Source organism: Streptomyces sp. enrichment culture (assembly GCF_964272855.1).
Lineage (GTDB): Bacteria > Actinomycetota > Actinomycetes > Streptomycetales > Streptomycetaceae > Streptomyces.
Window position 1 is genome coordinate 7852573 of the sequence record NZ_OZ186847.1, and the last position, 22757, is coordinate 7875329.

Genomic DNA, 22757 nt, shown 5'->3' on the forward strand with positions numbered 1-22757 from the left:
CCGATCACGCGGCGGTCACACGCAGGCCGCCGCCCCGAGGGCCCCGCTTCGTTTTCCGGCCACCCCGCGTTGACACGCTGACCGAGTGTTGGCCATGGCTTCCTCCGTCGATCTTCGCCGCTGCCAGATCCTGGGACTGGCCGGCACCGCCGTCCTCGCCCTGGGCGGTGAGACGGCCGGAGCCCTGCCGGTCCGCGACGTGCTCTCCCCGGCGTCGGCGGCCGCCGCCCTCGGCCTGGTCGGGGTCTACTTCGGCGTCGTCCTGCTGATCGCCGCCTGGGCCCTGCTCGGGCGGCTGATCCGCGGGCCCCAGCCGCCCACGCCCCGCACCCTGCTGCTCGTCCTCGCCGTCTGGGCGGCGCCGCTGCTGCTCGCCCCGCCGCTGTTCAGCCGGGACGTCTACAGCTACCTCGCGCAGGGCGCGATGGTCGACGCCCGGATCGACGTCTACACCCACGGCCCGTCCGCCCTCGGCGGTCCGCTGGCCGACGAGGTCGCCCCCCTCTGGCAGCACACCGCGGCCCCGTACGGACCGGTGTTCCTCGCCGTCGCCTCCGCGCTGTCCGGCCTGACCCGCGGCGAACTCCCCGCCGGGCTGATGGGGATGCGGCTCGTCGCCCTGCTCGGCGTGGCCCTGATGGCGGCGGCGCTGCCCCGGCTCGCCCGGCACAGCGGCGCGGACCCGGCCGCCGCGCTCTGGCTCGGCGCGCTCAACCCGCTGGTGCTGCTGCACCTGGTGGCCGGCGCCCACAACGACGCGATGATGCTGGGCCTGCTCGGGGTCGGCCTGGTCGCCGCGCTCGGCCGCCGACCGGTCCTCGGCGCGGTCCTCGTGACCCTCGCCGCCCTGGTCAAGGCACCCGCGGTGCTGGGTCTGGCCGCTGTCGTCCTGCTCCGGACACGCGCGGGCGGGCGTCCCGTACCGGCGGTCCTGACGACCGCCGGGGCCGCGGCCGCCACCACCGTCGCCGCGACGGCGGTCGCGGGCACCGGCTACGGCTGGATCGCCGCCCTCGACACCCCTGTCTCCCCGCACAACTGGGCGCTCACCAGCCTGCTCGGCCGCGCGACCGCCGCCCTGCTGGACCGCCTCGGCAGCGATCTGGCCCCGCTCGCCGTCCCCGTCTGGCACGTTCTCGGCCTCGCCCTGACGGCGGCGGCACTGCTGTTCATCTGGGTGCGGCTGCGCCCGCGCCCCGTGTACGCGCTCGGCCTGAGCCTCGCCGCGGTGGCCGCGTTCGGACCGGCGATCCGCCCCTGGTACGCGCTGTGGGGCCTGTTCCTCATCGCCGCGGCCGCCCCCACCACCTCGGTACGCCACCGGGTGGCCGCCGTGACCGGTGTGCTCGCCCTCGCCGTCCTGCCCAGCGGCGGACCGGCGGACCTCGGCCAGCTGCTGCTGGCGGTGTCCGGTGGCGCCCTCGCCGTGGTCGTGCTGTGGCAGGCCCACCAGGCCGCGCAGGCACCGGTCGTGGGACGCACGGCATGAACGTTCCCCGCACCGACCGCGGCCGGCTGCTGCTCGTCCTCCTCCTCGCCGCCGCCGTGACCGTCTTCACCGCGACCGTGCCGCTGCTGCGGGACTGGTTCGACCTGCGCGTCTACCACGGCGCGGTCCACCACTGGATCCACGACGGCGAGCCCCTCTACGACTACCGGGTGCCGGGGACGCCGTACGGATTCACCTACCCGCCGTTCGCGGCCGTCGCCATGCTGCCGATGGCCCTCGTCGGGCTGGGCACCGCGATCGTGATCGCCCTGCTGCTCGACCTGGCCGCCCTCGCCGTGACCCTGCGCGTGCTGACCGGCGACGCCTGGCGGCGCTACGGCTGGTACGGCTGCGCCCTGGCGGCCTGCGCGCTCGCGCTGTACGAACCGGTCCGCGACACCGTCAGCTTCGGGCAGGTCAACCTGGTGCTGCTGGCGCTGGTGCTGGGCGACGCCTGGCTGCTGGCCACGGGCCGGGGCCGGTACGCGGGCGTCGGCATCGGGCTCGCGGCGGCGGTCAAACTGACGCCCGCGCTCTTCATCGGCCTGCTGCTGCTCGCCCGCCGGGGGCGGCCCGCGGCGCTGGCGACCGGCGTGGCCGCCGCCGCGACGGCGTTCGCCGCGTGGGTCGCGCCGGAGGCCTCCCGCTTCTACTGGACGCGGGCGCTGTGGGACACCGGCCGGGTGGGCCGGCTCGACTACGTCTCCAACCAGTCCCTCCAGGGCGTCCTCGCCCGCCTCGGCCAGCCCGGCCACGCCGTGTGGGGGGTGGCCGTGCTGCTCGTCCTCGGCGTGTGGGCGTGGCGGTCCCGGCGGGCGGTGGCGGCGGGCGACTGGCCTGCCGCGTTCGCGCTGACCGGGCTGACGGCCTGTCTGGTCAGCCCGGTGACCTGGGTGCACCATCTCGTGTGGCTGCTGCCGTCGTTCGCCGTGCTGGTCCGCGCCGGCCGGGCGCGCCTCGCGGGCGCCCTGTACGCGGTGCTGTGCACCAGCGTGGTGTGGCTGTGGTTCCACGACGCGTCCGGCGTCGACGGCTTCCTCGGCGGCAACGCCTACGCCTGGATCACCCTCGGCCTGCTGCTCCGGCTGCCGACCCGTCACTCCGGTACCGCACGGCCGCACACCAGCCGCAGCGCCAGCGCGACCACCGCGGCGCCCAGCACCGCGGCGAGACCGATCTCCGCGGTCTCCGGCCAGCCGGGCCCGGCGGCGACCGGCGCGGGGGGCGCCGCCGCCGGTACCGCGTCGGGGCCCGGCCGGGGCGGGACCCGCAGGGCGTCCAGCGAGCCGACCGGATCGACCCGGCCGGTCGCGTCGAACCCCCAGTCGAGCAGCCAGCGGGCCTCCTCGTAGACCTCGAGCCCGTTGCCCCACTGCGGGTTCATCACCGACACCACGATGGTCCGCTCGCCCCTGCGCGCCGCGGCGACCAGGGTGTTGCCCGCGTTGCTGGTGTAGCCGTTCTTGACGCCGATCAGTCCCGGGTAGGGCTCGACGCCGTCGGCGCCGGTCAGCAGCCGGTTGGTGTTCTGGATGCTGTACCGCCGGCCGTCGCCGCCCGGGAAGCGGGCCTCCGCCAGGCCGCAGTACCGGGCGAAGTCCTCGTTGCGCAGTCCGGCGCGGCCGAACACGGCCAGGTCGTACGCCGAGGACACCTGGCCCGGTTCGTCGTAGCCGTCGGGAGACACCACGTGCGTGTCCCGCGCCCCCAGCGCCCGCGCCTTGGCCTGCATCCGTTTCGCCGTGGTCCGCCAGCCGCCGTTGAGCCCGGCCAGCACCCGCACGGCGTCGTTGCCGGAGCTGAGGAAGACGCCGCGCCACAGGTCGGACACCCGGTAGGAGCGGCCCTCGGCGATCCCGACCAGGCTGCTGCCCTCCCCGATGCCCTCCAGTTCCTCCGCCTCGACACGATGCCGGATGCCGCCGGGCAGCACCGGCAGCACGGTGAGCGCGAACAGGGTCTTCAGGGTGCTCGCGGGCGGCAGCTCGCGGTGCGCGTCGTGCGCGGCCAGCACCTCGCCGCTGTCGGCGTCGGCCACCAGCCAGGACAGCGCGGAGACCTCCGGGACCTCGGGTGCCCCGGCGAGCGGCCGGACGTGGGTGCCGGACCGGTACAGCAGCGACGGGGACGGCGCCGCCGCCCGCTCCCCGCCCGGCCCGCCGGGGTCGGTACGGGTCTGGGCGGCCGTCGCGACGGGCGCGAGAGCCAGGGCGCCCGCCAGACACGCCCCGCAGGCCGACACAGCCATCCGGGATGAGAATCCGATCGTCATACGATCAACCTAGAAAGGTGCCCCGCGTCCGCCACGCTGCCCGCGCCGTACACCGCACGCGTGCACCCGGATGCCGCACGCGCCTGCTAGGGGGCGTCTCGCCGATCATGCCGGGCTCGCGGCGTCTGGCACCGTGCCTCGCCGCGTTGTCGTCGGTCCCCGATGCGCCGCATCGGCTCCCTCCTCCGCCTTGCGATGCACGGCACCAGGCGCCGCTCCCTGATCCGGCCTGATCGACGAGACACCCCCTAGGCCCTGTCGTTTGGATCATCCCGGCGTCGCGGGATCCGGCACGCGTATCTGCCGCGTTGTCGTCGGTCGCCGACGCTCCGCGTCGACTCCCTCCTCCGCCTTGCAGCTGCACGCACCAGACCCCGCTCGGCTCGGACAGGACGTACCGTCCCTCACAGCCGGCCTGATCCAAACGACAGAGCCTAGCCCGACGGCAGCGTCGGCTGGATCCGCCGCAGGAACGTCGCGTTGTCCGGGGTCTCACGCATCCGCTGGAGCAGTGTCTCCAGGTCGGCCTCCGTGTCCCGGGACCGCAGGGCGCGGCGCAGCCCGCGCACGGCGGCGGACTCGGCGGGGGAGAGCAGCAGCTCCTCCCGGCGGGTGCCGGACGCGGTGATGTCGACGGCCGGGAACACCCGGCGGGAGGCGAGCTCGCGGCTGAGCCGGATCTCCATGTTGCCGGTGCTCTTCAGCTCCTCGAAGAAGTACTCGTCGGCCCGTGACCCGGTCTCCACCAGAGCCGTCGCGAGGATGGTGAGCGAACCGCCCTCCTCCGCCTGGCGTGCGGCGCCGAAGAAACGCTTGGGGCCGAGTAGCGCCCCCGCGTCGACACCGCCGCTGAGCGTGCGGCCGCCGGAGGCCGCCGCGTTGTTGTGGGCCCGGCACAGCCGGGTCAGCGAGTCGAGCAGGATCACCACGTCCTCGCCCCGCTCGACGTGCCGCTTGGCCCGCTCGACGACGAGTTCGGCCAGTGCGATGTGCTGCGCCGGCGTCCGGTCGAAGGTCGAGGCGTACACCTCGCCCCGCACCGAGCGCCGCATGTCGGTGACTTCCTCGGGGCGCTCGTCGAGCAGGACGACCATGAGACGGCACTCGGGGTGGTTGCCGGCGATCGCGGCGGCGAACTGCTGGAGCAGGACCGTCTTGCCGGTCTTGGGCGGGGCCACGATCAGGCCGCGCTGGCCCTTGCCGACCGGCGCGATGAGGTCGGCGACCCGGCCGGTGAGCCCGGCGGCCGGATGCTCCAGGCGCAGCCGCCGTACGGGGTGCAGCGGGGTGAGGTCGCGGAACTGCCGTCGGCCGCGCGCCTGTTCGGGCGTACGGCCGTCGATCCTCTCGACGCCGGTCAGCGTGCGCCGCGCGCCGCTGACGCCCTCGACGAGGTCGCCCTTGCGCAGCCCGTGACGGCGGATCAGCGCCGCGGGGACGTGGGGATCGGCGGGCGAGGGCAGGAAGTGCGCCGCGCGCAGGTGCCCCTTCCCGCCCGCGTCGATGTCCAGGATCCCGCCGACGGCCTGGGACGCGGGGGAGGGGTGCTGGAGCGGAGGGTGTTCCAAGGTGGTGGTCATGGGACGGGTCCTTTCGAGGACTGCGGAAGAAGCAGGCGAGGGGGAGAGGCCGCATGGAGGGCAGGGCCGGACAGAGGGCGCCCTGGGGCGGCGGAGACACCTCGGCGACGAAAACCGAAAATCTGGCTCGTGAGCCGTACCGCGAGGTGAGAGAGAAGAAAGAGAAAGAAACGGCACCGGCGCCCACGACGGGGCGTACACAAGTGCTAAAGCCAACCTAGCACATGGGCCGGTCCCGATGCTCGTGACCGCGTAAGCTGGTGTGGATGTTCAGCCCCGAAGGTCCCAGCCTCCGCGAACTCGCCGTCCAGGCGCTGTCGTCGGTCGAGCGCGGCTACGACCTGCTCGCCCCGAAGTTCGACCACACCCCGTTCCGCACCCCGGACACCGTCCTGGACGCCGTCGGCACGGCGCTGAGCCGGATGGGACCCTTCGGGACCGGACTCGACCTGTGCTGCGGCACCGGTGCGGGCGTCGGAACACTGGCGCGGGTGTGCGAGCGCGGTGTCGTCGGGGTGGACTTCAGTGCGGGCATGCTCGACGTTGCCCGTCGGCGGGTCCGGCCCTCGGCGGGCGGGCCGCCGATCTCCTGGGTGCGGGCGGACGCCCGTGCGCTGCCCTTCGGGCCCGTGTTCGACGTCGTCGTCAGCTTCGGGGCGTTCGGGCACTTCCTGCCCACCGAGCTGCCGGGCCTGTTCGCGCAGGTGTGTTCCGTGCTGCGGCCGGGCGGCCGTTTCGTCTTCCCGGTCCTCGCCCCGCCCCGCCCGGTCTCGCGCGCGTACTGGGCGCTGCTCGGCTTCGATGCGGCGATGCGGGTCCGCAACGCCGTGTGGCGGCCGCCGTTCGTCATGTACTACCGCACCTTCGCGCTCGGCGAGGTCCGGCGGGAGCTGGCCCGCGCCGGGTTCGCCGTGGAACTGTACGCCCTGCCGGAGTTCGGGCGCCGGCGGGACGGGAGCCCACGGGTCCGGATGGTGGCGGCCCGGCGGCTCCCGTAGCGTTCGGCGCGGGGGTCAGACCGCCGCCGGGAGGGTGAACTCGTAGACCAGCGCCTCCTGTTGGGCGTACACGACGAGATCGGTGATCTCCAACGGCCGTGCGTACTGGTCCTGTACGAGCCGGGTCACCCGGACCGAGGGCGCGTCCGGGATGCGGGTGATGGTGTCGCGGTGGTGCAGCGCCAGGCCGGCCCGGCGCATCCAGTCGTAGGCGCGACGCAGCTGCGCCGAGGAGGTGCCGTCGGCGCGGTCGCGGTAGCGGCCCAGCTCCTCGACCTCGGCGAGGACCACCGCCGAGAAGGAGGTCATCGCCGTGCGCCGGCTCCGGCCGTCGGCTCCGGCGGACTCGTAGCGGTGCACCAGCGTCGGCCGGTGCGGGGCGAGCCCCAGTGCCTCGGCGTGTTCCGGCGGCGGCGTCTCCCAGGCGACGGTGGCCCGGTCGACCGCGCGCGGGTCGGCGGGGCGCCGCGCGCCGACGGGGAAGGCGAGCGAGGACAGGTGCTCGACCGGCGGACCGGGCAGGGTGGCGTGGCTGCCGCGCCGGTCGGTGGCGACCAGGCCGTCGCGGCGCAGCACCTCCAACGCCTGCCGTACGGTCTCCCGGCTGACTCCGTAGTGGTCGGCCAAGTGCCGTTCCCCGGGCAGCCGTTCGCCGGGCGGGATGCTGCCGTCGCGCAGCTCGCCCAGCAGCTCCAGGGCGATCCGCCAGTACAGCGGCGGATCGTCGGGGCGGTGGTCGGGCCGGTCGGTCGTCCGGTCGGCGGTCCGGGGGTGGTCGTGCGGGGTGGTGCGGGCCATGCCGCGCCCTCCTGTTGGTGACGTGCCGTAGCCGTGCGGGCTCATTGCGCCACCACAATTAGCATTGGTCTAAACCACCAGGGAAGGGCGGCCCGGCGGTTCGGCCGAAACCGCACCGCCCGGACCGCCCCTCCCGGTGTCTCACAGAGCGCTGTACACGGCCTCCACCAGCGCCATCTTCCGCGGGTCGTCCGCGATGCGCGGGCCCATGCGGTTCATCACATAGCCCAGCGACACTCCCGCCTCCGGGTCCGCCAGCCCGCAGGAACCGCCGAAGCCGTCATGGCCGAAGGCCCGCGGGTTGGGTCCGTACGAGCCGTGCGGCCCGCTCAGCCACAGGCCGAGCCCGGCCTCCGTCTCCCCGTCGAACCCGGCGCCGAGCACCAGATCCCGGCAGGCGCCCTGCCCTTCGCGCACCCGCTCGGCCGCCTCGGCGGACAGCACACGGTGGCCGCCGTATGTGCCCCGGCCGGCCAGTACGCCGTAGAGGGCGGCGACCGCGCGGGCGGTGCCGTGACCGTTCGCGGCGGGTATCTCGGCGGCCCGCCACGCGGGCGTGTTGGCCTCCTTCGCACCCACCGCCGGGTTGGTCAGCGCGGCCAGCGCGGCGGGCGTCAACTGGCTGAACGCCGCCGCCTGTTCACTGTTCCGGGCGGCAGGCGCGTGCACCAGGGTCGCGGCGCGCCCGGCCTCCCGCTCCGGCAGCCCGATGGTGAAGTCGGCGCCGAGCGGCCCGGTCACCTCGCGCTCCAGGAAGGCGCCCGGCCGCAGGCCGGACACCCGGCGCACCACCTCGCCCACCAGATGGCCGTAGGTCAGCGCGTGGTACCCGGAGCGGGTGCCCGGCTCCCACCACGGCTCCGTCGCCGCGAGCCGGGCCGTGGTCAGCTCCCAGTCGCACAGGTCCGCGAAGGAGTGCGGCTCGCGCGGGCCGGTCAGCCCGGCGCGGTGCGACAGGAGATGCCGGACGAGCACCTTCTCCTTGCCGGCCGCGGCGAACTCGGGCCAGTACGTGGCGACCGGCGCGTCCAGGTCGAGCAGGCCCCGGTCGGCCAGAATGTGCGCGCACAGGGCGACCGGCCCTTTGGTGGTGGACCAGACGTTGACCAGCGTGTCGCGCTCCCAGGGGCGGGTGCGGGCCGGGTCGGCCCAGCCGCCCCACAGGTCCACGACGGTCACCCCGCCGACCGTGACGGCGACCGCGGCACCCAGCTCGCCGCGGTCGCGGAAGTTCTCCTCGAACGCCGTTCGTACTGCCGAGAAGCGGCTGTCGCAGTGGCCGTGGACTTCCGGCTCGCGCTCGGACATGCATCCTCCGTCGTCCGTCGAGTACCCGGCGCGCTGCTGCGCACCGGGCGCCGGATGAACGTACCGACTGGTCGGACTGGAGGGAAGCGTTCGCCCGCGAGATCAGGCGTACGAGCGCAGCCAGCGCAGCCTGGCCTGCTCCTGGTAAGGGCCGCCGCCCTCGTGGTCGTTGAAGTCGTACACCTCGATCGCCTTCTCGTCGTGCGCCCAGGCGTTGAACGCCGCGAACACGGTCGAGGGCGGGCAGGTCTGGTCCTCCAGCGCCGCCGAGAACAGCGCGGGCGCCCGGCCGCGGGCGGCGAAGTGGACACCGTCGAAGTAGGACAGGGTGCGCAGGGCGTCCTGGGTGCGGCCGCGGTGCGTCTTCAGGTAGAGGCCGATCTCCCGGTACGGGTGGCGGTCCGTCACCGTCGTCGCGCGCGGGAAGTCGCACAGGAACGGCACGTCCGGCGCGATCGCCACCAGGTCCGGCACCAGGCCGCCCACCGCGAGCGTGATGCCGCCGCCCTGGCTGGCGCCGAGCGCGACGGTCCGCGAGGCGTCGGTCAGCGGGTGCGAGCGGGCCGCCTCGACGGCACGTACGGCGTCCGTGAACACCCGGCGGTAGTAGTAGTTCTCCGGTGCGTCGATGCCCCGGGTCATGAAGCCGGGGTAGGCGGGGGCGCCGCCCACCGGGTCGGCGGTTCCGCCCCCGCCGCCCCAGGCGCTGCCCTGGCCGCGGGTGTCCATCACGAAGTGCGCCCGGCCGCTGGACGCCCACAGCAGATGCTCGTGCGGCAGGCCGCGCCCGCCGCCGTAGCCGACGAACTCCACCACCAGCGGCAGCGGTTCCCGCGCCCCGGCGGGCAGGATCAGCCATCCCTTCACCGGGTGGCCGCCGAACCCGGCGAACGTCACGTCGTGGACCCGCACGGTCGACAGGCCGGTGTCGACCGGCTCGAACCGGGCGTCCAGGTCGTGCTCGCGGGCCTCCTGGAGGGTCTTGGACCAGAAGGCGTCGAAGTCCTCTGGCTCGGTCGCGTCGCTGCGGTACGCGTGCAGCTCGTCGAGCGGGAGGTCGAACAAGGCCATGGAGGACCGCCTTTGTGCAGAGGGCCGGGTGATGATCACACCGTAAGGCGGCGCCATGATCGATCGCCAGGTCCGAAAACTTTCGCCCGCACGAAGCGGCACGAGACACCCGGCGCCGGCCGCTCACGCCCACCGGCGGGTCCACTCCGGCTCGGTGCGCGCCCAGTCCCGCTCCCACTCGGCCAGCCGGTGCCGCATCGCCGTGTGGCGGACCAGCAGGTGGCCGAGGACGACCACCCCGACCGCGCCGCCCGCGGCACAGATGCCCATGGCGAGGGTGTGCTGCCAGATCGCGGTGCCGTCCGGCGGCGGGGCCACGCTGCGACCGCGGTCGTCCAGCCACACGTCGACGGTGTCGCCCCGCTCGGTGCCCACCGGGACCCGGGCGACGGCCGTCCGGACGCCCTGCTCGGGGTCGGTCCAGCGGACGCCCACGCGGTACGCGTACTCCCGGCCGCCCTGCACGGCGGGCACCGTGTCGGCGACGCGGCCGACCACCTCGGCCCGCACCCGCTGCCGGTCCGCGCGCTGCTCGGCCGCCGTCGACCGCGCGTCCTGGTGCGCCCACCAGCCGGCGGCCACGCCGGCCAGCGGCGCGCCCAGAACCAGCAGGACGGTCACGACGAGCACCGTCCACGCCTCCACCACGTCCGACCGGCGTCGCAGCGGACTGCACCGCCATCGCCAGCCGCGCTCCCGGGTTCGCATCTCCGCCTCCTCGCCGCGTCCGCGTGCGAGTACCCACATGCGTCTCGTACCCCGTCCGACGGGGTTCCTTCACGCCGAGTGCGGGCGGGCGGTTCCGGCCGGGCTCAGCCGAAGCGTTCGATGCGGATGCGGTCCACCGGCTGCCCGGCTTCCACCAGCAGCCGGGACGCGTGCTCGGCGAAGGCGTTGGAGCCGCAGATGTACGCCTCCCAGCCGCCCGCGGGCCGCTCGGCCAGGACCGGCGCCAGGTGCGCGGCCGCCATCCGGCCCACCGGCGAGCCGTCCGGAGCGCTCCGGGTGAACACCGGCGTGGTCTCGGCGCCGTACTCCCGCGCGTAGATCAGCTCCTCGGGGCTGCGCGCGGACACCAGCAGCCGCAGGGGCACGTCGAGGCCGAGCGCCCGGTGGTGCCGGACCATCGACATCAGCGGTACGACGCCGGACCCGGCGCCGATCAGCAGCGCGGGCCGGTCGCCTGGCCAGGCGAAGAAGCCGCTGACCGGGCCGCGCACCTCGACCCGGTCGCCGGGCCGGGCCTCGTTGTGGAACCAGCCGGAGACCTCACCGCCCTCGACATGGTCCAGGGTCAGCTCGATGTGCCCGGAGTCGTCGGGCGCGGACGCCAGCGAGTAGTGGCGCTGGGCGGTGTAGCCGTCCTCGGCGGTCAGCCGCAGCTGCAGGTGCTGGCCGGGCACGTGGCCCACCCAGGCGGGCACCGAGAACCGGAAGGTGGCGGCGCGCGGGGTCTCCCGGCGGATCTCGGTGAGGGTGGCGGTCTGCCAGACGTTCGCGCCCTGGTGGGTCACGGCGATCCGGCCCGGGATGGCGAACCGGCTCGGGGGAGTGAAGGTGTCAGTCACCGGAGTACCGCTGCTCCTCCCACGGGTTGCCCCGCGCGTGATAGCCGTTCTGTTCCCAGAAGCCGGGCTCGTCGTGGTCGAGGATCCGCAGGCCGGCGATCCACTTGGCGCTCTTCCAGAAGTACAGGTGCGGCACCAGCAGCCGCGCCGGGCCGCCGTGCTCGGGGGCGAGCGGCCGCCCGTCGTAGGTGAACGCGATCCACGCCCGCCCGCCGGTCAGGTCGGCCAGCGGCAGGTTGGTGGTGTACCCGGTGTGGGAGTAGGCGACCGCGTGCGTGGCGGAGGCGAGGGGCCGTACGGCGCCCAGGAACGTGTCCAGCGACACACCGCCGAACCGCACTCCGAACTTCGACCAGCTCGTCACGCAGTGGATGTCGCCCTCGTACGCCGAACCGGGCAGCGCTTGCGCCTGCTCCCAGCTCCAGGTGCGGGGCTCCTCGACCAGGCCGTCGACGCGGAAGGTCCAGTCGGCGGGGGCCAGGTCCGGGGTGACCTCGGCGGACAGGACGGGCCAGTCGTCGCCCGCGTCGTACTGTCCCGGCGGCAGGCCGGGACGGTGGACGCGCGGGCGTCCGGTGAAGCCTCGGGTGACGTTCATGGTTCAACGGTACGTGCCTCCGGGTCCCGCCCCGACGCCCGGGGTCGATCGTGACAGGCGTGTGAACGTCCTGGCGCCCGGGAATACCCGCAGGTCGCGCCCTCTTGATCTCTGGTGGTACCGGAGAGCCCCGGTGGCGGCGGCGAGTCCCGGCCGGTGGCGGCGAGAGGGAGCAGGAGTGATGCAGGAAGCGACCGGAGGGCATGTCCTCGACCACCCCGCGCGCGCCGCGCTCACGGGCCCGCACGCGCATTTCGCCGAGCGGCACGGCCGGATCCTGCGCTACCCCGTCGACGTCACTCCCTGGCTGGCCCTGCCCGACGAGCCCGACGCCCGCGACTGGGCGGACCTGGCGGCGCTGGCGGGCCCCGGCGGCGAGGTGCCGCTGCTCGGGTACCGGGGGCCGGTGCCGGACGGCTGGGAGATCACCTTCAGGATGCCGGGCGTGCAGTACGTGGACGCCGGGCTGGCCGCCGCGCCGGACCCGGAGGCGGTCCCACTCGGCCCCGCCGACGTACCGGAGATGCTCGACCTGGTCGCCCGCACCCGGCCCGGCCCCTTCCTGCCCCGCACCATAGAACTCGGCGACTACCTGGGCATCCGGCGCGGCGGCGTACTGGTCGCCATGGCCGGAGAGCGGCTGCGGCCGCCCGGCTGGACCGAGATCAGCGCGGTGTGCACCGACCCCGTCGTACGCGGCGAGGGCCTGGCGACCCGGCTGATCCTCGCCGTCGCCCACGGCATCCGGGAGCGCGGCGAGACCCCGTTCCTGCACACCGGCGCGGACAACACCGGGGCCATCCGCCTGTACGAGTCGCTGGGCTTCCGGCTGCGCCGCACGACGGCGTTCCTGTCGGCGCGGGTGCCGGAGCGGGTGGCGGCGGCACCGGCCGCGCGGTAGTCCCGGGCCGGGCGCCCTCGGCGCCGTCCTCGCTGTCCAAGGAGCCTCAGGCGCCTTTGGCGTCGTCCCCGTCGTCCGGCGGTGTCCAGGCGTTGTACCGGATCAGATACGCGGCGAACCGCTCCAGATCCTCCTCCGGCCAGTCGGCCAGCCGCTCCCGGAACGCCGCCCGGCGGCTCTCGGTGACCTGGGCGAGGAGCCGCCGGCCGCTGTCGGTCAGATGCAGCACCTGGACCCGGTGGTCGTCCGGGTCGAGTCGCCGTTCGATCAGCCCGGCCCGCTCCAGCGCGGCCACCTGGCGGCTGACGGTCGACTTGTCGAGGGCGTAGTGCGCGGCCAGGTCGGTGGCGCGGCGGGCGCCGCGCTCCTCCAGATGACCGAGCAGGGTGTACGACACGAGCGACAGCTCCGGGTGCAGCCGCCCCGCCGAGGCGCGGGCGCGGCGGGCGAAGACCGTCATCTCGCGCTGAATGGCCTCCACGGCCTCGGCTGCTGTCACGGGACCTCCCTCACGCTTCTAGTTGTATAGTACAACTTGAAATGAGAGTTGTATATGCCAACCAATTGGAGGACCGGAGCATGCGGTCACCCGCGCTGCGCCATGTGCTCACGCACCTGATCACGCCGCTGCTGATGTGCGTGGGCATGGGACTGGCGTACATGGGGGCGTTCGTGACCCCCGAACCGAACCACCTGCCCATCGCCGTCGTCGGCACAGGCGCTCAGGTGAAGACGCTCGCCCGGTCCGTCGAGGACGGGGCGGGCGACGCCCTCGACGTGCGCACCGTGCCTGACCGCGAGCGGGCCGTCGACCTGCTGAAGTCCCGTGACATCACCGGCGCCTACGTGCCGAGCGCCAGGACACCCGAGGTCCTCGTCGCCACCGCCGCCTCCGACATGGGAGCCATGGCGGTCGAGAAGGTCTTCACACCCGTCGCCGCGGAGCGGGGCCTCCCGCTGAAGGTGACCGACGTGGCGACCCCGGTCGACGACGACCCCACCGGACAGGGCCTGTTCTTCCTGATGATCGCCGTGAGCATCGGCTCCTACGCCTCGGTCGCCGTGCTCGGCGGCGCCGGCGGCACCCTGCCGATGCCGCTGCGGGCCCTGCTGACGCTCGGCGTCTCCGCCGTGGTCAGCGGCATCGGCGCACTGCTCGCCGGCCCCGTCTTCCACCTCGCCCACCACGACCTCGCCGGGATCTGGGGACTGGCCTGGCTGTACTCGGCGGGCATCCTGCTGATCGGCGTCGGCCTGCACACCTTCCTCAAGCGCTGGACCACGCTCGCCATGATGGTGCTGTTCGTGATGCTCAACTTCACCAGCTCCGGCGGTTTGTACCGGCCCGAGCTGCAGAACGGCTTCTTCGGCACCCTGCACGCCTTCTGGAACGGCGCGGGATTCGTCGAGGGCGCCCGCAGCGTCCTGTACTTCGACGGTGACGGACTCGGCCGCAGCGTGTGGACCCTCCTCGCCTGGCTGGTGGCGGGCCTCGCCCTGACCGCGATCGCCGGCGCGTACGAGCGCGGCGGCACCCGCCGGGCCGTCGTCGACGCCCAGCGGTCCCGCGCCGGGCGGGAGGCGGAGGAGGAAGCCGAGGAGGCGATCGGCGTCTGAGCGGCGGAGGTTGGGATAGGGTGACGGTCCGGCCGTGGACGTACCCGGCCGCGCGAAGCCTGGGAGGTGAGACCCATTACCGCTGTGACGGCTCGGGTGTCCTCACCTCACCACGGCGCGGATCGCCGGTCCGGCTGACCGCGAGGGCACCCTTCGGCTCCCGAAAGGCTCTGGGTACATGCCCTTTTCACCTGTCTCACCCACACCCTTCTCCCGTTCCTCCGTCGTCGCCGCGCTGCGCGCCGCGGGCTGTGTGTTCGCCGAGGACGAGGCCGAACTGATCCTCGGCGCCGCCCGCACCCCGGACGAACTCGCCGCCCTGGTGGACCGCCGGGTCGCCGGACTGCCCCTCGAACTCGTCCTCGGCTGGGCCGAGTTCCGCGGCCTGCGCGTCACCGTCGAACCCGGCGTCTTCGTCCCCCGCCGCCGCACCGAGTTCCTCGTCGAACAGGCCCTCGCGCAGGCGCCGGACGCGCGTGTCGTCGCCGACCTGTGCTGCGGCTCCGGCGCGGTCGGCGCCGCCCTGGCGGACGCGCTCGGCGCCGTCGAACTGCACGCCGCCGACATCGACCCGGCCGCGGTGCGCTGCGCCCGCCGCAACCTCGCCGGTCCGGGCGGGCGGGTGTACGAGGGCGACCTGTTCGAAGCGCTGCCCACCGCGCTGCGCGGCCGCGTGGACATCCTCGCCGCCAACGTGCCGTACGTCCCCACCGGCGAGGTCGGTCTGCTGCCCGCGGAGGCCCGCGACCACGAGCCGCTGACCGCCCTCGACGGCGGCACCGACGGCCTCGACCTCGCCCGCCGGGTCGCCGCCGGGGCCCCGCACTGGCTGGCGCCCGGCGGCTGCGTGCTGATCGAGACGAGCGAACGGCAGGCCCCGGTGGCGGTGGAGGCCTTCACCCGGGCCGGCCTGACGGCCCGCCTGGCGGTCTCCGAGGAGCTGTACGCCCAGGTCGTGATCGGCGTCAGGGGAGGGGACGCCGCCGTTTAGGGCGTGCCCGCCAAGCCCTGTCCGGCTCGCCACGCCCGGCAGGTGATGTGGCGGGCCGGAACACGGCACGCCGGTGCATCGTGCCGCCCGCCCGCGAGCAGGCGGCGCCGCTTCGCGGACACGGCACAGCAGCCGCTCTCCGGCGAACGCCCCGCCGGCTTCGGGCGTCACAGGAGCGGTAGCAGCCGACCACCCCTTGGAGAGCCCATGCGCAGGACACACGCCCGCTCGGTCCGACTCGTCGGCGTGTCGCTTCTGGTCGCCGTCGGCGGCGGCGCGCTCGCCGCCTACGCGGAGGAACAGCGCGGCGACACCGGCGGCCCGTCGCCAGGCGCCGCCGTGCGGGCCCGGCTGGTCGCCGAGGCCTGGGACGGCTCACGGGCCGCCGAGGTGTGGCGCGCGGGCTACCACCCGTCGGGGGAGACGGTCCAGCTGCCCGACGGTGCCTTGCGCGGCACCGACAAGGAGGCCTACGCCGCCCGGGACTTCGAGCTGCGGGGCGAACTCCCCGACCTGCCACGCGAGGAGGGGACGGTGCGGTGGAAGGGCGGCGGCTCGCTCACCCTGCCGCTGACGGACGCCCGGGAGGCGTTCGCGGACCTGGACCGCTCCGACGGCCGCGCGCCGCTCACCGTGACCGGCGTGCGGCTCGGCGAGATGACGCTGGCCACCGACCGCGGCCCGGCGACCGTACCGGCGTGGCTGTTCACACTTGACGGGTACGGCACCCCGCTGAGGCAGGCCGCGGTCAGCCCGTCCGAGCCGCCGCGGTCGCCGATCGGCCCGGCCCGGGACACGCTGGGCGACGATCTGGGGCCGTTGCCGGGGCCGGGCCGGGTGGCCGAGGACGGACGGGCCGTCACCGTCGCCGCCTGGCACGGCGGTTGCGACGACGGTCCCGCCGTCCACGCGCTGGAGACGGCGGGCAGCGTGGTGCTGTCCGCGTCGGTCGCCGGCGCCGACGACGGCCCGTGCACCGCGGAGCTGCTCGCCGCGGAGGTGACGGTGCGGATGGACCGGCCGGTCGGCGACCGGGTGCTGCTGGACGCCTTCACCGGCCGGCCGGTGGCGTTCGCGGAGCGGCGCGGGTAGTTCCCGAGCCGCCGGTCTGCGCCCGTTCGAGGAGCGGCGCGGGCGGCACCCCGGCGGGAGCCCGCACCCGGTCAGTCCTCAGTGCGGGCGCGGGCGATGAGCAGCGCCACGTCGTCGTGGTTGTCGGGGTGGTGCAGGGTGTTCACCAGCAGGTCGCATACCTCGTCCAGCGGCCGCTCCGGGTCGTCGAGCAGGCCCAGCAGGGTGTCGAGCCGCTCGTCGAGGGAGTGCCGGCGGGTCTCGACCAGCCCGTCGGTGTAGAGGACCAGCTGATCGCCCGGGTCCAGGTCGAACACCGTCGTCGAGAACGCGACCCCGCCGACGCCCAGCGGCGCCCCGGTGGGCAGGTCGAGCAGGGCGGGACCGTTCCCGGCGCGCACCCGCACGGGCGGCAGATGCCCGGCGTTGGCGATCCGGCACTGCCGCAGCCGCGGATCGTGGACGGCGTACAGGCAGGTGGCGATGGAGTGGTCCAGGCCCTCCGTGATCTTGTCCAGGTGTTCGAGCAGCCGGGCCGGGTCGAGGTCGAGGGAGGCCAGGGTGTTGGTGGCGGTGCGCAGCCGGCCCATGGTCGCGGCGGCGTTTATGCCGCTGCCCATCACGTCGCCGACGACGAGCGCGGTCTTGCCGTCGTCCAGCGGGATCACGTCGAACCAGTCGCCGCCGACCTCGATGGTGGCCCCGGCCGGCTGGTAGCGGGAGGCCACCTCCAGGCCGCCGGTGACCGGCGGATGGCTGGGCAGCAGACTGCGCTGGAGGGTGAGGGCGGTGTCGCGGGCGTTCTGGTACCAGCGGGCGTTGTCGATCTGCACCGCCGCCCGGGCCGCCAGCTCCCGGGCCAGCAGCAGATCGTCCTCACCGAACGGCAGCGGATTGCCGGTCCGTTTCAGGTCCAGGGCGCCCAGCACCTCGCCGCGGGCGATCAGGGGCACGGCCAGATACGAGTGGACGCCCGCCCGGCCGAGCAGTACGGCGGCCTCCGGCGAGCGCGCGATGCGCGGCAGGTCGTCGTCCTTGACGTGCGACACCAGCACCGGCCGCCCCGTGCGCACGCACTCGGTGACCAGCCGGTCCGGTCCGTAGCGGGCCACCTGCCCCGGCGGGTCGGCGGCGGTCAGCGCCTCCGGCGACCCCTCCGCGCGGACCGCGAGGGCGCGGATCACGGCCGACTCGGCCGGGCCGAGGCTGCTGGGCCGGCCCTCCACCACCGCCTCCAGCAGGTCCACGGCGGCCACGTCGGCCAGCTCGGGCACGGCGACGTCGGCCAGTTCGCTGGCGGTCCGCTCCAGATCGAGCGTGGTGCCGACGTGCGCGGACGCGTCGGCGATCAGCGCCAGGCGCCGCCGGGCCCGTTCGGCCTCCGCGCCCGCCCGGTACTCGTCGGTGACGTCCGCCACGGAGAGCGCCACCCCGAGCACCGTGCCGAGCGCGTCCTCCAGCCGGTAGAGCGACACCGACCAGGCGTGGTCCTCGTCCGGGTCGGCCGGGGTACGCCCGACCCAGGAGCGGTCGACGACCGCCTGCCCGGTCTCCAGGACCCGGCGTGCCGCGGCCTCCAGGGCGTCGGCCTCCATCAGCGGCAGCACCTCGCGCACGGTCCGGCCGAGGTGCAGCTCGGCCGGGATGCCGTCGATCCGCTCCAGCGCCGGGTTCACGGAGACGTACCGCAGCGCGGTGTCGAGGACGGCGAGCCCGATCGGCGACTGGGCCACCAGCCGGGCCGACAGCGCCACGTCCCGCTCCAGCCGGCGCACCGTGGAGTGGTCGGCGGCGAGCCCGAGGGCGTAGGTGTCGCCCTGGTCGTCCAGCAGCCGCATGTTTCGGAACTCCACCAGCCGGGTGCTGCCGTCCTTGTGGCGCACCGGGAAGGCGCCCGCCCAGCTCCGGCCCGTGGCCAGGACGTCGGCGAACAGTTTCACGGCCAGGTCGAAGTGCTGCTCGTGCAGCATCAGCCGGGCCGCGAACCGGCCCAGTGCCTCGTCCGCCGAATAGCCGAACAGTTCCGCCGCCTGGGGGCTCCACAGCACGATCCGCCCCTCGGCGTCGAGGACCACCGAGGCCACGCCGAGCACGTCGAGCAGCCCGCTGGGCCGGTCCGAGCCGCGCTCCGGCTCGGATCCGTCGGCCACGGGAGGCCCCGTTGCACCCATCGCACGCACCGCCTTCGGCCTCGGCACGCCGTCCCCCGTGCCGACTCCCCTTGTCGTCCTGCGCTCAACCATCTCTCTTACGCCACCCCGCCCTTCTCCACCATCCCCCGATACGACCCGACGCGTCGGACAAATCACCCGTGAGCGGCGCAATAGGGGCGGCTCGTGTCGCACGGTGAGCGGCTGTCGCCGGTGGTGCTCTCCTGGCGCCGGTGCTTTCCTGAGTGAGTGCGGGCCGTCGCGCGGGGCACTCGCGCACCCCCGGCACTGCCACGAGAGGAGCGGTCACCATGAACGCCGAACGGTCCCACCCGGAGTCCGTCTCCGTGGAGATCAGCGGTTGCAGCAAGGAGGACGCCCGGATCGTCTTCGACACCCTGTGCTCGTGCTTCGCGTCCGACCGGTGCGCCGAGGACGTGCCCGAGCAGTGGCACGAGACGCGCCCCATGGTCTGGCTCGGCACCTTCGACGTGGCCGACGCCCACGAGGGGGGCCGCCCCGCCCGGCTCTCGGCCCCCGTCACCGCCGACGTGCAGGGCGGTTACTGGGCGATCGACCGGTTCCGTACGACCCTGGACTCGCTGTTCTCGGTCCACGACATGAGCACGGCCTCCGGAGACCAGGAGCGCGAGCTGCACCTGGTCCTGGAAAGCCGCTGACCCGTGGGAGGTGACGGCGGTCGCCGCGGGTGTGCGTCCCGTCACGTCCTGCGGCCCCTTGTTGTGCAACTAGTTGCATAAACCGTGCGCGGTCCTCTACAACTACAGGGCACCGGACCGCGCACGGAGGCGTCGATGAGCCGTTACCCCCACCTGTTCACCCCGCTCGACCTGGGCTTCACCACGCTGCCCAACCGCGTCCTCATGGGCTCCATGCACGTGGGCCTGGAGGAGGCCGAGGGCGGCTTCGCGCGCATGGCGGAGTTCTACGCCGCCCGGGCGCGCGGGGGAGTGGGGCTGATCGTCACCGGCGGCATCGCCCCCAACGACGAGGGACGGCCCTACGAGGGCGGCGCCAAGCTCACCACCGACGAGGAGGCCGAGCAGCACCGCGTGGTCACCGAGGCCGTCCACCGCGAGGGCGGGCGGATCGCGCTCCAGATCCTGCACTTCGGCCGATACGCCTACCACCGCGACCTGGTCGCCCCGAGCCCCCTCCAGGCGCCCATCAGCCCCTTCCCGCCGCGCGAGCTCACCGACGCCGAGGTCGAACGGACCATCGACGACTACGCCCGCACCGCCCGCCTCGCGCGGCAGGCCGGCTACGACGGCGTCGAGATCATGGGCTCCGAGGGCTACCTGATCAACGAGTTCATCGCCGCGCCGACCAACCACCGCACCGACCGCTGGGGCGGCTCCTACGAGAACCGCATGCGCTTCCCCGTCGAGATCGTCCGCCGGGTGCGCGAGGCCGTCGGCGAGGACTTCATCGTCGTCTACCGGCTGTCCATGCTGGACCTGGTGCCCGGCGGATCCACCCTGGACGAGGTGATCACCCTCGCCAAGGCGGTCGAGGCCGCCGGGGCGACCATCATCAACACCGGCATCGGCTGGCACGAGGCCCGCATCCCCACCATCGCCACCTCCGTGCCGCGCGGCGCCTACACCTGGGTGACCAAGCGGCTCATGGGCGAGGTGACCGTCCCGCTCGTCACCACCAACCGCATCAACACCCCCGAACTCGCCGAGCAGCTGCTCGCCGGCGGCACGGCCGACATGGTCTCCATGGCCCGCCCGATGCTCGCCGACCCCGACTTCGTCGCCAAGGCCGCCGCCGGCACCCCCGAGGCCATCAACACCTGCATCGGCTGCAACCAGGCCTGCCTCGACCACACCTTCAGCGGGCAGATCACCTCCTGCCTGGTCAACCCGCGCGCCTGCCACGAGACCGAGCTGGTGCTCTCCCCGACCCGGCTGCGCAAGCGGATCGCCGTCGTCGGCGCCGGACCGGCCGGCCTCGCCTGCGCGGTCTCCGCGGCCGAACGCGGCCACCAGGTCACCCTCCTCGACGCCGCCGCCGAGATCGGCGGCCAGCTCAACGTGGCCCGGCAGGTCCCCGGCAAGCAGGAGTTCGACGAGACGCTGCGCTACTTCCGCCACCAGCTCGACGCCCGTGGCGTGGACGTACGGCTGAACACCTGGGTGACCGCCGCCGACCTCGCCGATCACGACGAGGTGGTGGTCGCCACCGGCGTCACCCCGCGCACGCCCGACATCCCCGGCGTCGACCACCCGAGCGTGCTCGGCTACCTCGACGTGCTGCGCGACGGCGCGCCCGTCGGCGACCGCGTCGCCGTCCTCGGCGCCGGGGGCATCGGCTTCGACGTCGCCGAATACCTCACCGACGGCGGCGACAAGGCGCACGAGGACCCGGCGGCGTACTTCCGCCAGTGGGGCGTCGACATGGACTACGCGGCACCCGGCGGCCTCGCCGCGTCCGAGCGGCCCGCCCCGCCGCGCACCGTCCACCTCCTGCAGCGCAAGACCACCAAGGTCGGCGCGGGCCTCGGCAAGACCACCGGCTGGATCCACCGCACCGAGCTGAAGCACCGCGGCGTCACCATGGTCCCGGGGGTGCGCTACGACCGGATCGACGACGCCGGACTGCACATCTCCGTCGGCGAGGAGAGCACCGTCCTGGAGGTCGACACCATCGTGCTGTGCACCGGCCAGGAGCCGCGCCGCGACCTGTACGACGAGCTGGTCGCCGCCGGCCGGCCGGCCCACCTCATCGGCGGCGCCGACGTGGCCGCCGAACTCGACGCCAAGCGCGCCATCAAGCAGGGAACCGAGCTGGCGGCGGCGCTGTAGGCCCTGCCGTTCGGATCATCCCGGCGTCGCGGGGTCTGGCACGCACTCCCCCGAGCTCTTCGAGCAGGGGGGACCCCCAGCCGCGTTGTCGTCGGTCTCCCCCACGCTCGGACGAGCTCCCGCGGGGGCACCCCCATCGCTCCGCGTCGACTCCCTCCTCCGCCTTGCAGCTGCACGCACCAGGCCCCGCTCGGCTCGGCCAGGCCGCACCGTCGATCACAGCCGGCCTGATCCAAAGGCAGGGCCAAGTGCACCCGACCGGGCGTGGGGGCCGTCCCTAGGATGGCCCCCATGTCACTCCCGCACGCGATCCTCACCGCTCTGCTCGAGAAGCCCTCCTCGGGGCTGGAGCTGACCCGACGGTTCGACAAGTCGATCGGCTACTTCTGGTCGGCGACACATCAGCAGATCTATCGCGAGCTGGGAAAACTGGAGGCCGACGGCCTGATCCGGGCGCTGCCCAGCGAGCAGCCGGCCCGCGGCCAGAAGAAGAGCTACGAGGTGCTGCCCGCCGGCCGCGCCGAACTGGCCCGCTGGACCGCCGCGTCGCAGGACCCCAAGCCGCTCCGCGACACCATGCTGCTGCGGCTGCGCGCCGGGGCGGTGGTCGGCACCGACGGCCTGGCGGATGACCTGCGCCGCCATCTGGAGCTGCACCGACGGCAGCTGGCCGAGTACCAGGAGATCGAGAAGCGGGACTTCCCGCCCGGCCGGGACAGTGCTCAGGACCGGCTGCGGCATCTGGTGCTGCGGGCGGGCATCGATCTGGAGACCTTCTGGACCCAGTGGCTCACCCACGCGCTCGCGGAGTTCGCCGAGCTGCCGCCGGATCAGAGCCGGTAGGGCTTGGAGCGGCGGCGCAGGAACCAGCCCGCCGCGATGACCCCGGCCCCGGCCAGCACACCGCCCGCCACCAGCGTGACCGTGCCGTAGTCCTTGGTGCCGCCGCCCATGCCGCCCATCACGCCCCGCGAGGGCGACGGCGTCGCGGTGGCCGTCGGCGTGGGCGTGGGCGCGGAGACGATGACGGACTGGCTGCCCGCGGTGGTGCCGTTGGAGCACACCACGATGACCGTGTAGGTCCCCGGGCTCACATCGGACCAGGCGGCCGACTGCAGGCTGGCCGCGCCCGTCAGCGCCGCCTGACGGCCCTGGCCGAAGCTCGTCTGGTTGCTGGTCAGCAGGGAGGCGTTGCCCCAGCTGCCGCCGACCTGGGTGCAGGCGCTGGTCACCACCGAGACGGTGGAGCCGTTGGTGCTCACCGAGATCCCGGAGACCGCGTCGGCCGGGTGGGCGGCCACGGCGAGCAGCGCGGCGGAGGCGGCCACGGCCAGCCCGGAGCGGAGGAGTCGTTGACGGTTGCTCATGGTCTGCCCTCCGGCGGCACGGTTGGCGGTACATCCCTTGCGCCGCCTGGGTCGGGGAACGCCCGTGCTGCCTCAGGGTCAGCCAATGTCCCCCGCGCCTGTCGCGCATGCGGGCCGCACCCACTCAGGTGACGTGTGCCGCCGTCC

The 22757-nt window shown here is 74.2% G+C and carries 20 protein-coding genes and 1 pseudogene; 10 read left to right on the forward strand and 11 right to left on the reverse strand.

Going from position 1 to position 22757, the window contains the following annotated elements; translation table 11 throughout:
* Window positions 1–94 precede the first annotated feature (94 nt).
* Together mptB and ACSU6L_RS35005 are read left to right on the forward strand one after the other, a co-directional pair.
* Window positions 95–1489, forward strand: a complete 1395-nt coding sequence (gene mptB, locus ACSU6L_RS35000; protein ID WP_437063464.1) for a polyprenol phosphomannose-dependent alpha 1,6 mannosyltransferase MptB — start codon at window positions 95–97, stop codon at window positions 1487–1489.
* Window positions 1486–2841, forward strand: coding sequence for a glycosyltransferase family 87 protein (locus ACSU6L_RS35005; protein WP_437063466.1), 1356 nt, complete (start codon window positions 1486–1488; stop codon window positions 2839–2841). Before mptB ends, ACSU6L_RS35005 begins: the two co-directional genes overlap by 4 nt.
* Window positions 2842–2879: 38 nt before the next feature.
* Here the strand turns inward: ACSU6L_RS35005 and ACSU6L_RS35010 are convergent.
* Both ACSU6L_RS35010 and rho read right to left on the reverse strand, forming a co-directional pair.
* Window positions 2880–3761: pseudogene (locus ACSU6L_RS35010) on the reverse strand (D-alanyl-D-alanine carboxypeptidase family protein); the annotation flags it as partial.
* Between the two features lie 434 nt (window positions 3762–4195).
* Window positions 4196–5341 carry a transcription termination factor Rho gene (gene rho, locus ACSU6L_RS35015; protein WP_437063468.1) on the reverse strand — a complete coding sequence of 382 codons (1146 nt, stop codon included), beginning with the start codon at window positions 5339–5341 and terminating at the stop codon, window positions 4196–4198.
* Window positions 5342–5607: 266 nt separating this feature from the next.
* On the opposite strand from rho, the gene ACSU6L_RS35020 reads away from it, so the two are divergent.
* On the forward strand, window positions 5608–6339 hold the full coding sequence (locus ACSU6L_RS35020; RefSeq protein ID WP_437063470.1) for a class I SAM-dependent methyltransferase: 732 nt from the start codon (window positions 5608–5610) through the stop codon (window positions 6337–6339).
* A gap of 15 nt (window positions 6340–6354) precedes the next feature.
* Here ACSU6L_RS35020 and ACSU6L_RS35025 read toward each other — a convergent pair whose 3' ends face one another.
* The 6 genes from ACSU6L_RS35025 to ACSU6L_RS35050 all read right to left on the reverse strand — a co-directional run bounded on the left by ACSU6L_RS35025 (window position 6355) and on the right by ACSU6L_RS35050 (window position 11682).
* Window positions 6355–7137, reverse strand: coding sequence for a GntR family transcriptional regulator (locus tag ACSU6L_RS35025; RefSeq protein ID WP_437063472.1), 783 nt, complete (start codon window positions 7135–7137; stop codon window positions 6355–6357).
* A 141-nt stretch (window positions 7138–7278) separates the two neighbouring features.
* Window positions 7279–8445, reverse strand: coding sequence for a serine hydrolase domain-containing protein (locus tag ACSU6L_RS35030; RefSeq protein ID WP_437063474.1), 1167 nt, complete (start codon window positions 8443–8445; stop codon window positions 7279–7281).
* Between the two features lie 102 nt (window positions 8446–8547).
* Window positions 8548–9516 carry an acetylxylan esterase gene (locus ACSU6L_RS35035; protein WP_437063476.1) on the reverse strand — a complete coding sequence of 323 codons (969 nt, stop codon included), beginning with the start codon at window positions 9514–9516 and terminating at the stop codon, window positions 8548–8550.
* A gap of 123 nt (window positions 9517–9639) precedes the next feature.
* Entirely contained in the window at window positions 9640–10224 is a 585-nt protein-coding gene (locus ACSU6L_RS35040; protein WP_437063478.1) for an Rv1733c family protein, read from the reverse strand.
* 104 nt (window positions 10225–10328) lie between these two features.
* Entirely contained in the window at window positions 10329–11084 is a 756-nt protein-coding gene (locus ACSU6L_RS35045) for a ferredoxin reductase (protein WP_437063480.1), read from the reverse strand.
* Complete coding sequence (locus tag ACSU6L_RS35050; RefSeq protein ID WP_437063481.1) at window positions 11077–11682, reverse strand: sulfite oxidase-like oxidoreductase; 606 nt, start codon at window positions 11680–11682, stop codon at window positions 11077–11079. The genes ACSU6L_RS35045 and ACSU6L_RS35050 overlap by 8 nt, the downstream gene beginning before the upstream one ends.
* Before the next feature lie 181 nt (window positions 11683–11863).
* On the opposite strand from ACSU6L_RS35050, the gene ACSU6L_RS35055 reads away from it, so the two are divergent.
* A complete protein-coding gene (locus ACSU6L_RS35055; RefSeq protein WP_437063483.1) occupies window positions 11864–12583 on the forward strand; it encodes a GNAT family N-acetyltransferase in 720 nt (239 codons plus the stop codon).
* Between the two features lie 46 nt (window positions 12584–12629).
* Here the strand turns inward: ACSU6L_RS35055 and ACSU6L_RS35060 are convergent, their stop codons facing one another.
* Window positions 12630–13082 carry a MarR family winged helix-turn-helix transcriptional regulator gene (locus ACSU6L_RS35060; protein ID WP_437063485.1) on the reverse strand — a complete coding sequence of 151 codons (453 nt, stop codon included), beginning with the start codon at window positions 13080–13082 and terminating at the stop codon, window positions 12630–12632.
* 80 nt (window positions 13083–13162) lie between these two features.
* Between ACSU6L_RS35060 and ACSU6L_RS35065 the strand changes: the two genes are divergently transcribed.
* From ACSU6L_RS35065 to ACSU6L_RS35075, 3 genes are all read left to right on the forward strand, one after another.
* On the forward strand, window positions 13163–14200 hold the full coding sequence (locus ACSU6L_RS35065; RefSeq protein WP_437063487.1) for a hypothetical protein: 1038 nt from the start codon (window positions 13163–13165) through the stop codon (window positions 14198–14200).
* 178 nt (window positions 14201–14378) lie between these two features.
* Window positions 14379–15191 carry a putative protein N(5)-glutamine methyltransferase gene (locus ACSU6L_RS35070; protein ID WP_437063489.1) on the forward strand — a complete coding sequence of 271 codons (813 nt, stop codon included), beginning with the start codon at window positions 14379–14381 and terminating at the stop codon, window positions 15189–15191.
* A gap of 207 nt (window positions 15192–15398) precedes the next feature.
* Complete coding sequence (locus ACSU6L_RS35075; protein WP_437063491.1) at window positions 15399–16283, forward strand: hypothetical protein; 885 nt, start codon at window positions 15399–15401, stop codon at window positions 16281–16283.
* A 71-nt stretch (window positions 16284–16354) separates the two neighbouring features.
* Here the strand turns inward: ACSU6L_RS35075 and ACSU6L_RS35080 are convergent, their stop codons facing one another.
* On the reverse strand, window positions 16355–18433 hold the full coding sequence (locus ACSU6L_RS35080; protein ID WP_437063492.1) for a SpoIIE family protein phosphatase: 2079 nt from the start codon (window positions 18431–18433) through the stop codon (window positions 16355–16357).
* Between the two features lie 290 nt (window positions 18434–18723).
* On the opposite strand from ACSU6L_RS35080, the gene ACSU6L_RS35085 reads away from it, so the two are divergent.
* From ACSU6L_RS35085 to ACSU6L_RS35095, 3 genes are all read left to right on the forward strand, one after another.
* Complete coding sequence (locus ACSU6L_RS35085) at window positions 18724–19092, forward strand: hypothetical protein (RefSeq protein ID WP_437063494.1); 369 nt, start codon at window positions 18724–18726, stop codon at window positions 19090–19092.
* A gap of 135 nt (window positions 19093–19227) precedes the next feature.
* Window positions 19228–21243 (forward strand): FAD-dependent oxidoreductase, encoded by a 2016-nt coding sequence (locus tag ACSU6L_RS35090; protein WP_437063496.1) that lies wholly within the window; start codon window positions 19228–19230, stop codon window positions 21241–21243.
* Window positions 21244–21534: 291 nt separating this feature from the next.
* Window positions 21535–22086 carry a PadR family transcriptional regulator gene (locus ACSU6L_RS35095; protein ID WP_437063498.1) on the forward strand — a complete coding sequence of 184 codons (552 nt, stop codon included), beginning with the start codon at window positions 21535–21537 and terminating at the stop codon, window positions 22084–22086.
* On the opposite strand, the gene ACSU6L_RS35100 is transcribed toward ACSU6L_RS35095, so the two are convergent.
* A complete protein-coding gene (locus ACSU6L_RS35100; RefSeq protein ID WP_437063500.1) occupies window positions 22074–22610 on the reverse strand; it encodes a hypothetical protein in 537 nt (178 codons plus the stop codon). The genes ACSU6L_RS35095 and ACSU6L_RS35100 overlap by 13 nt on opposite strands.
* Window positions 22611–22757 lie beyond the last annotated feature (147 nt).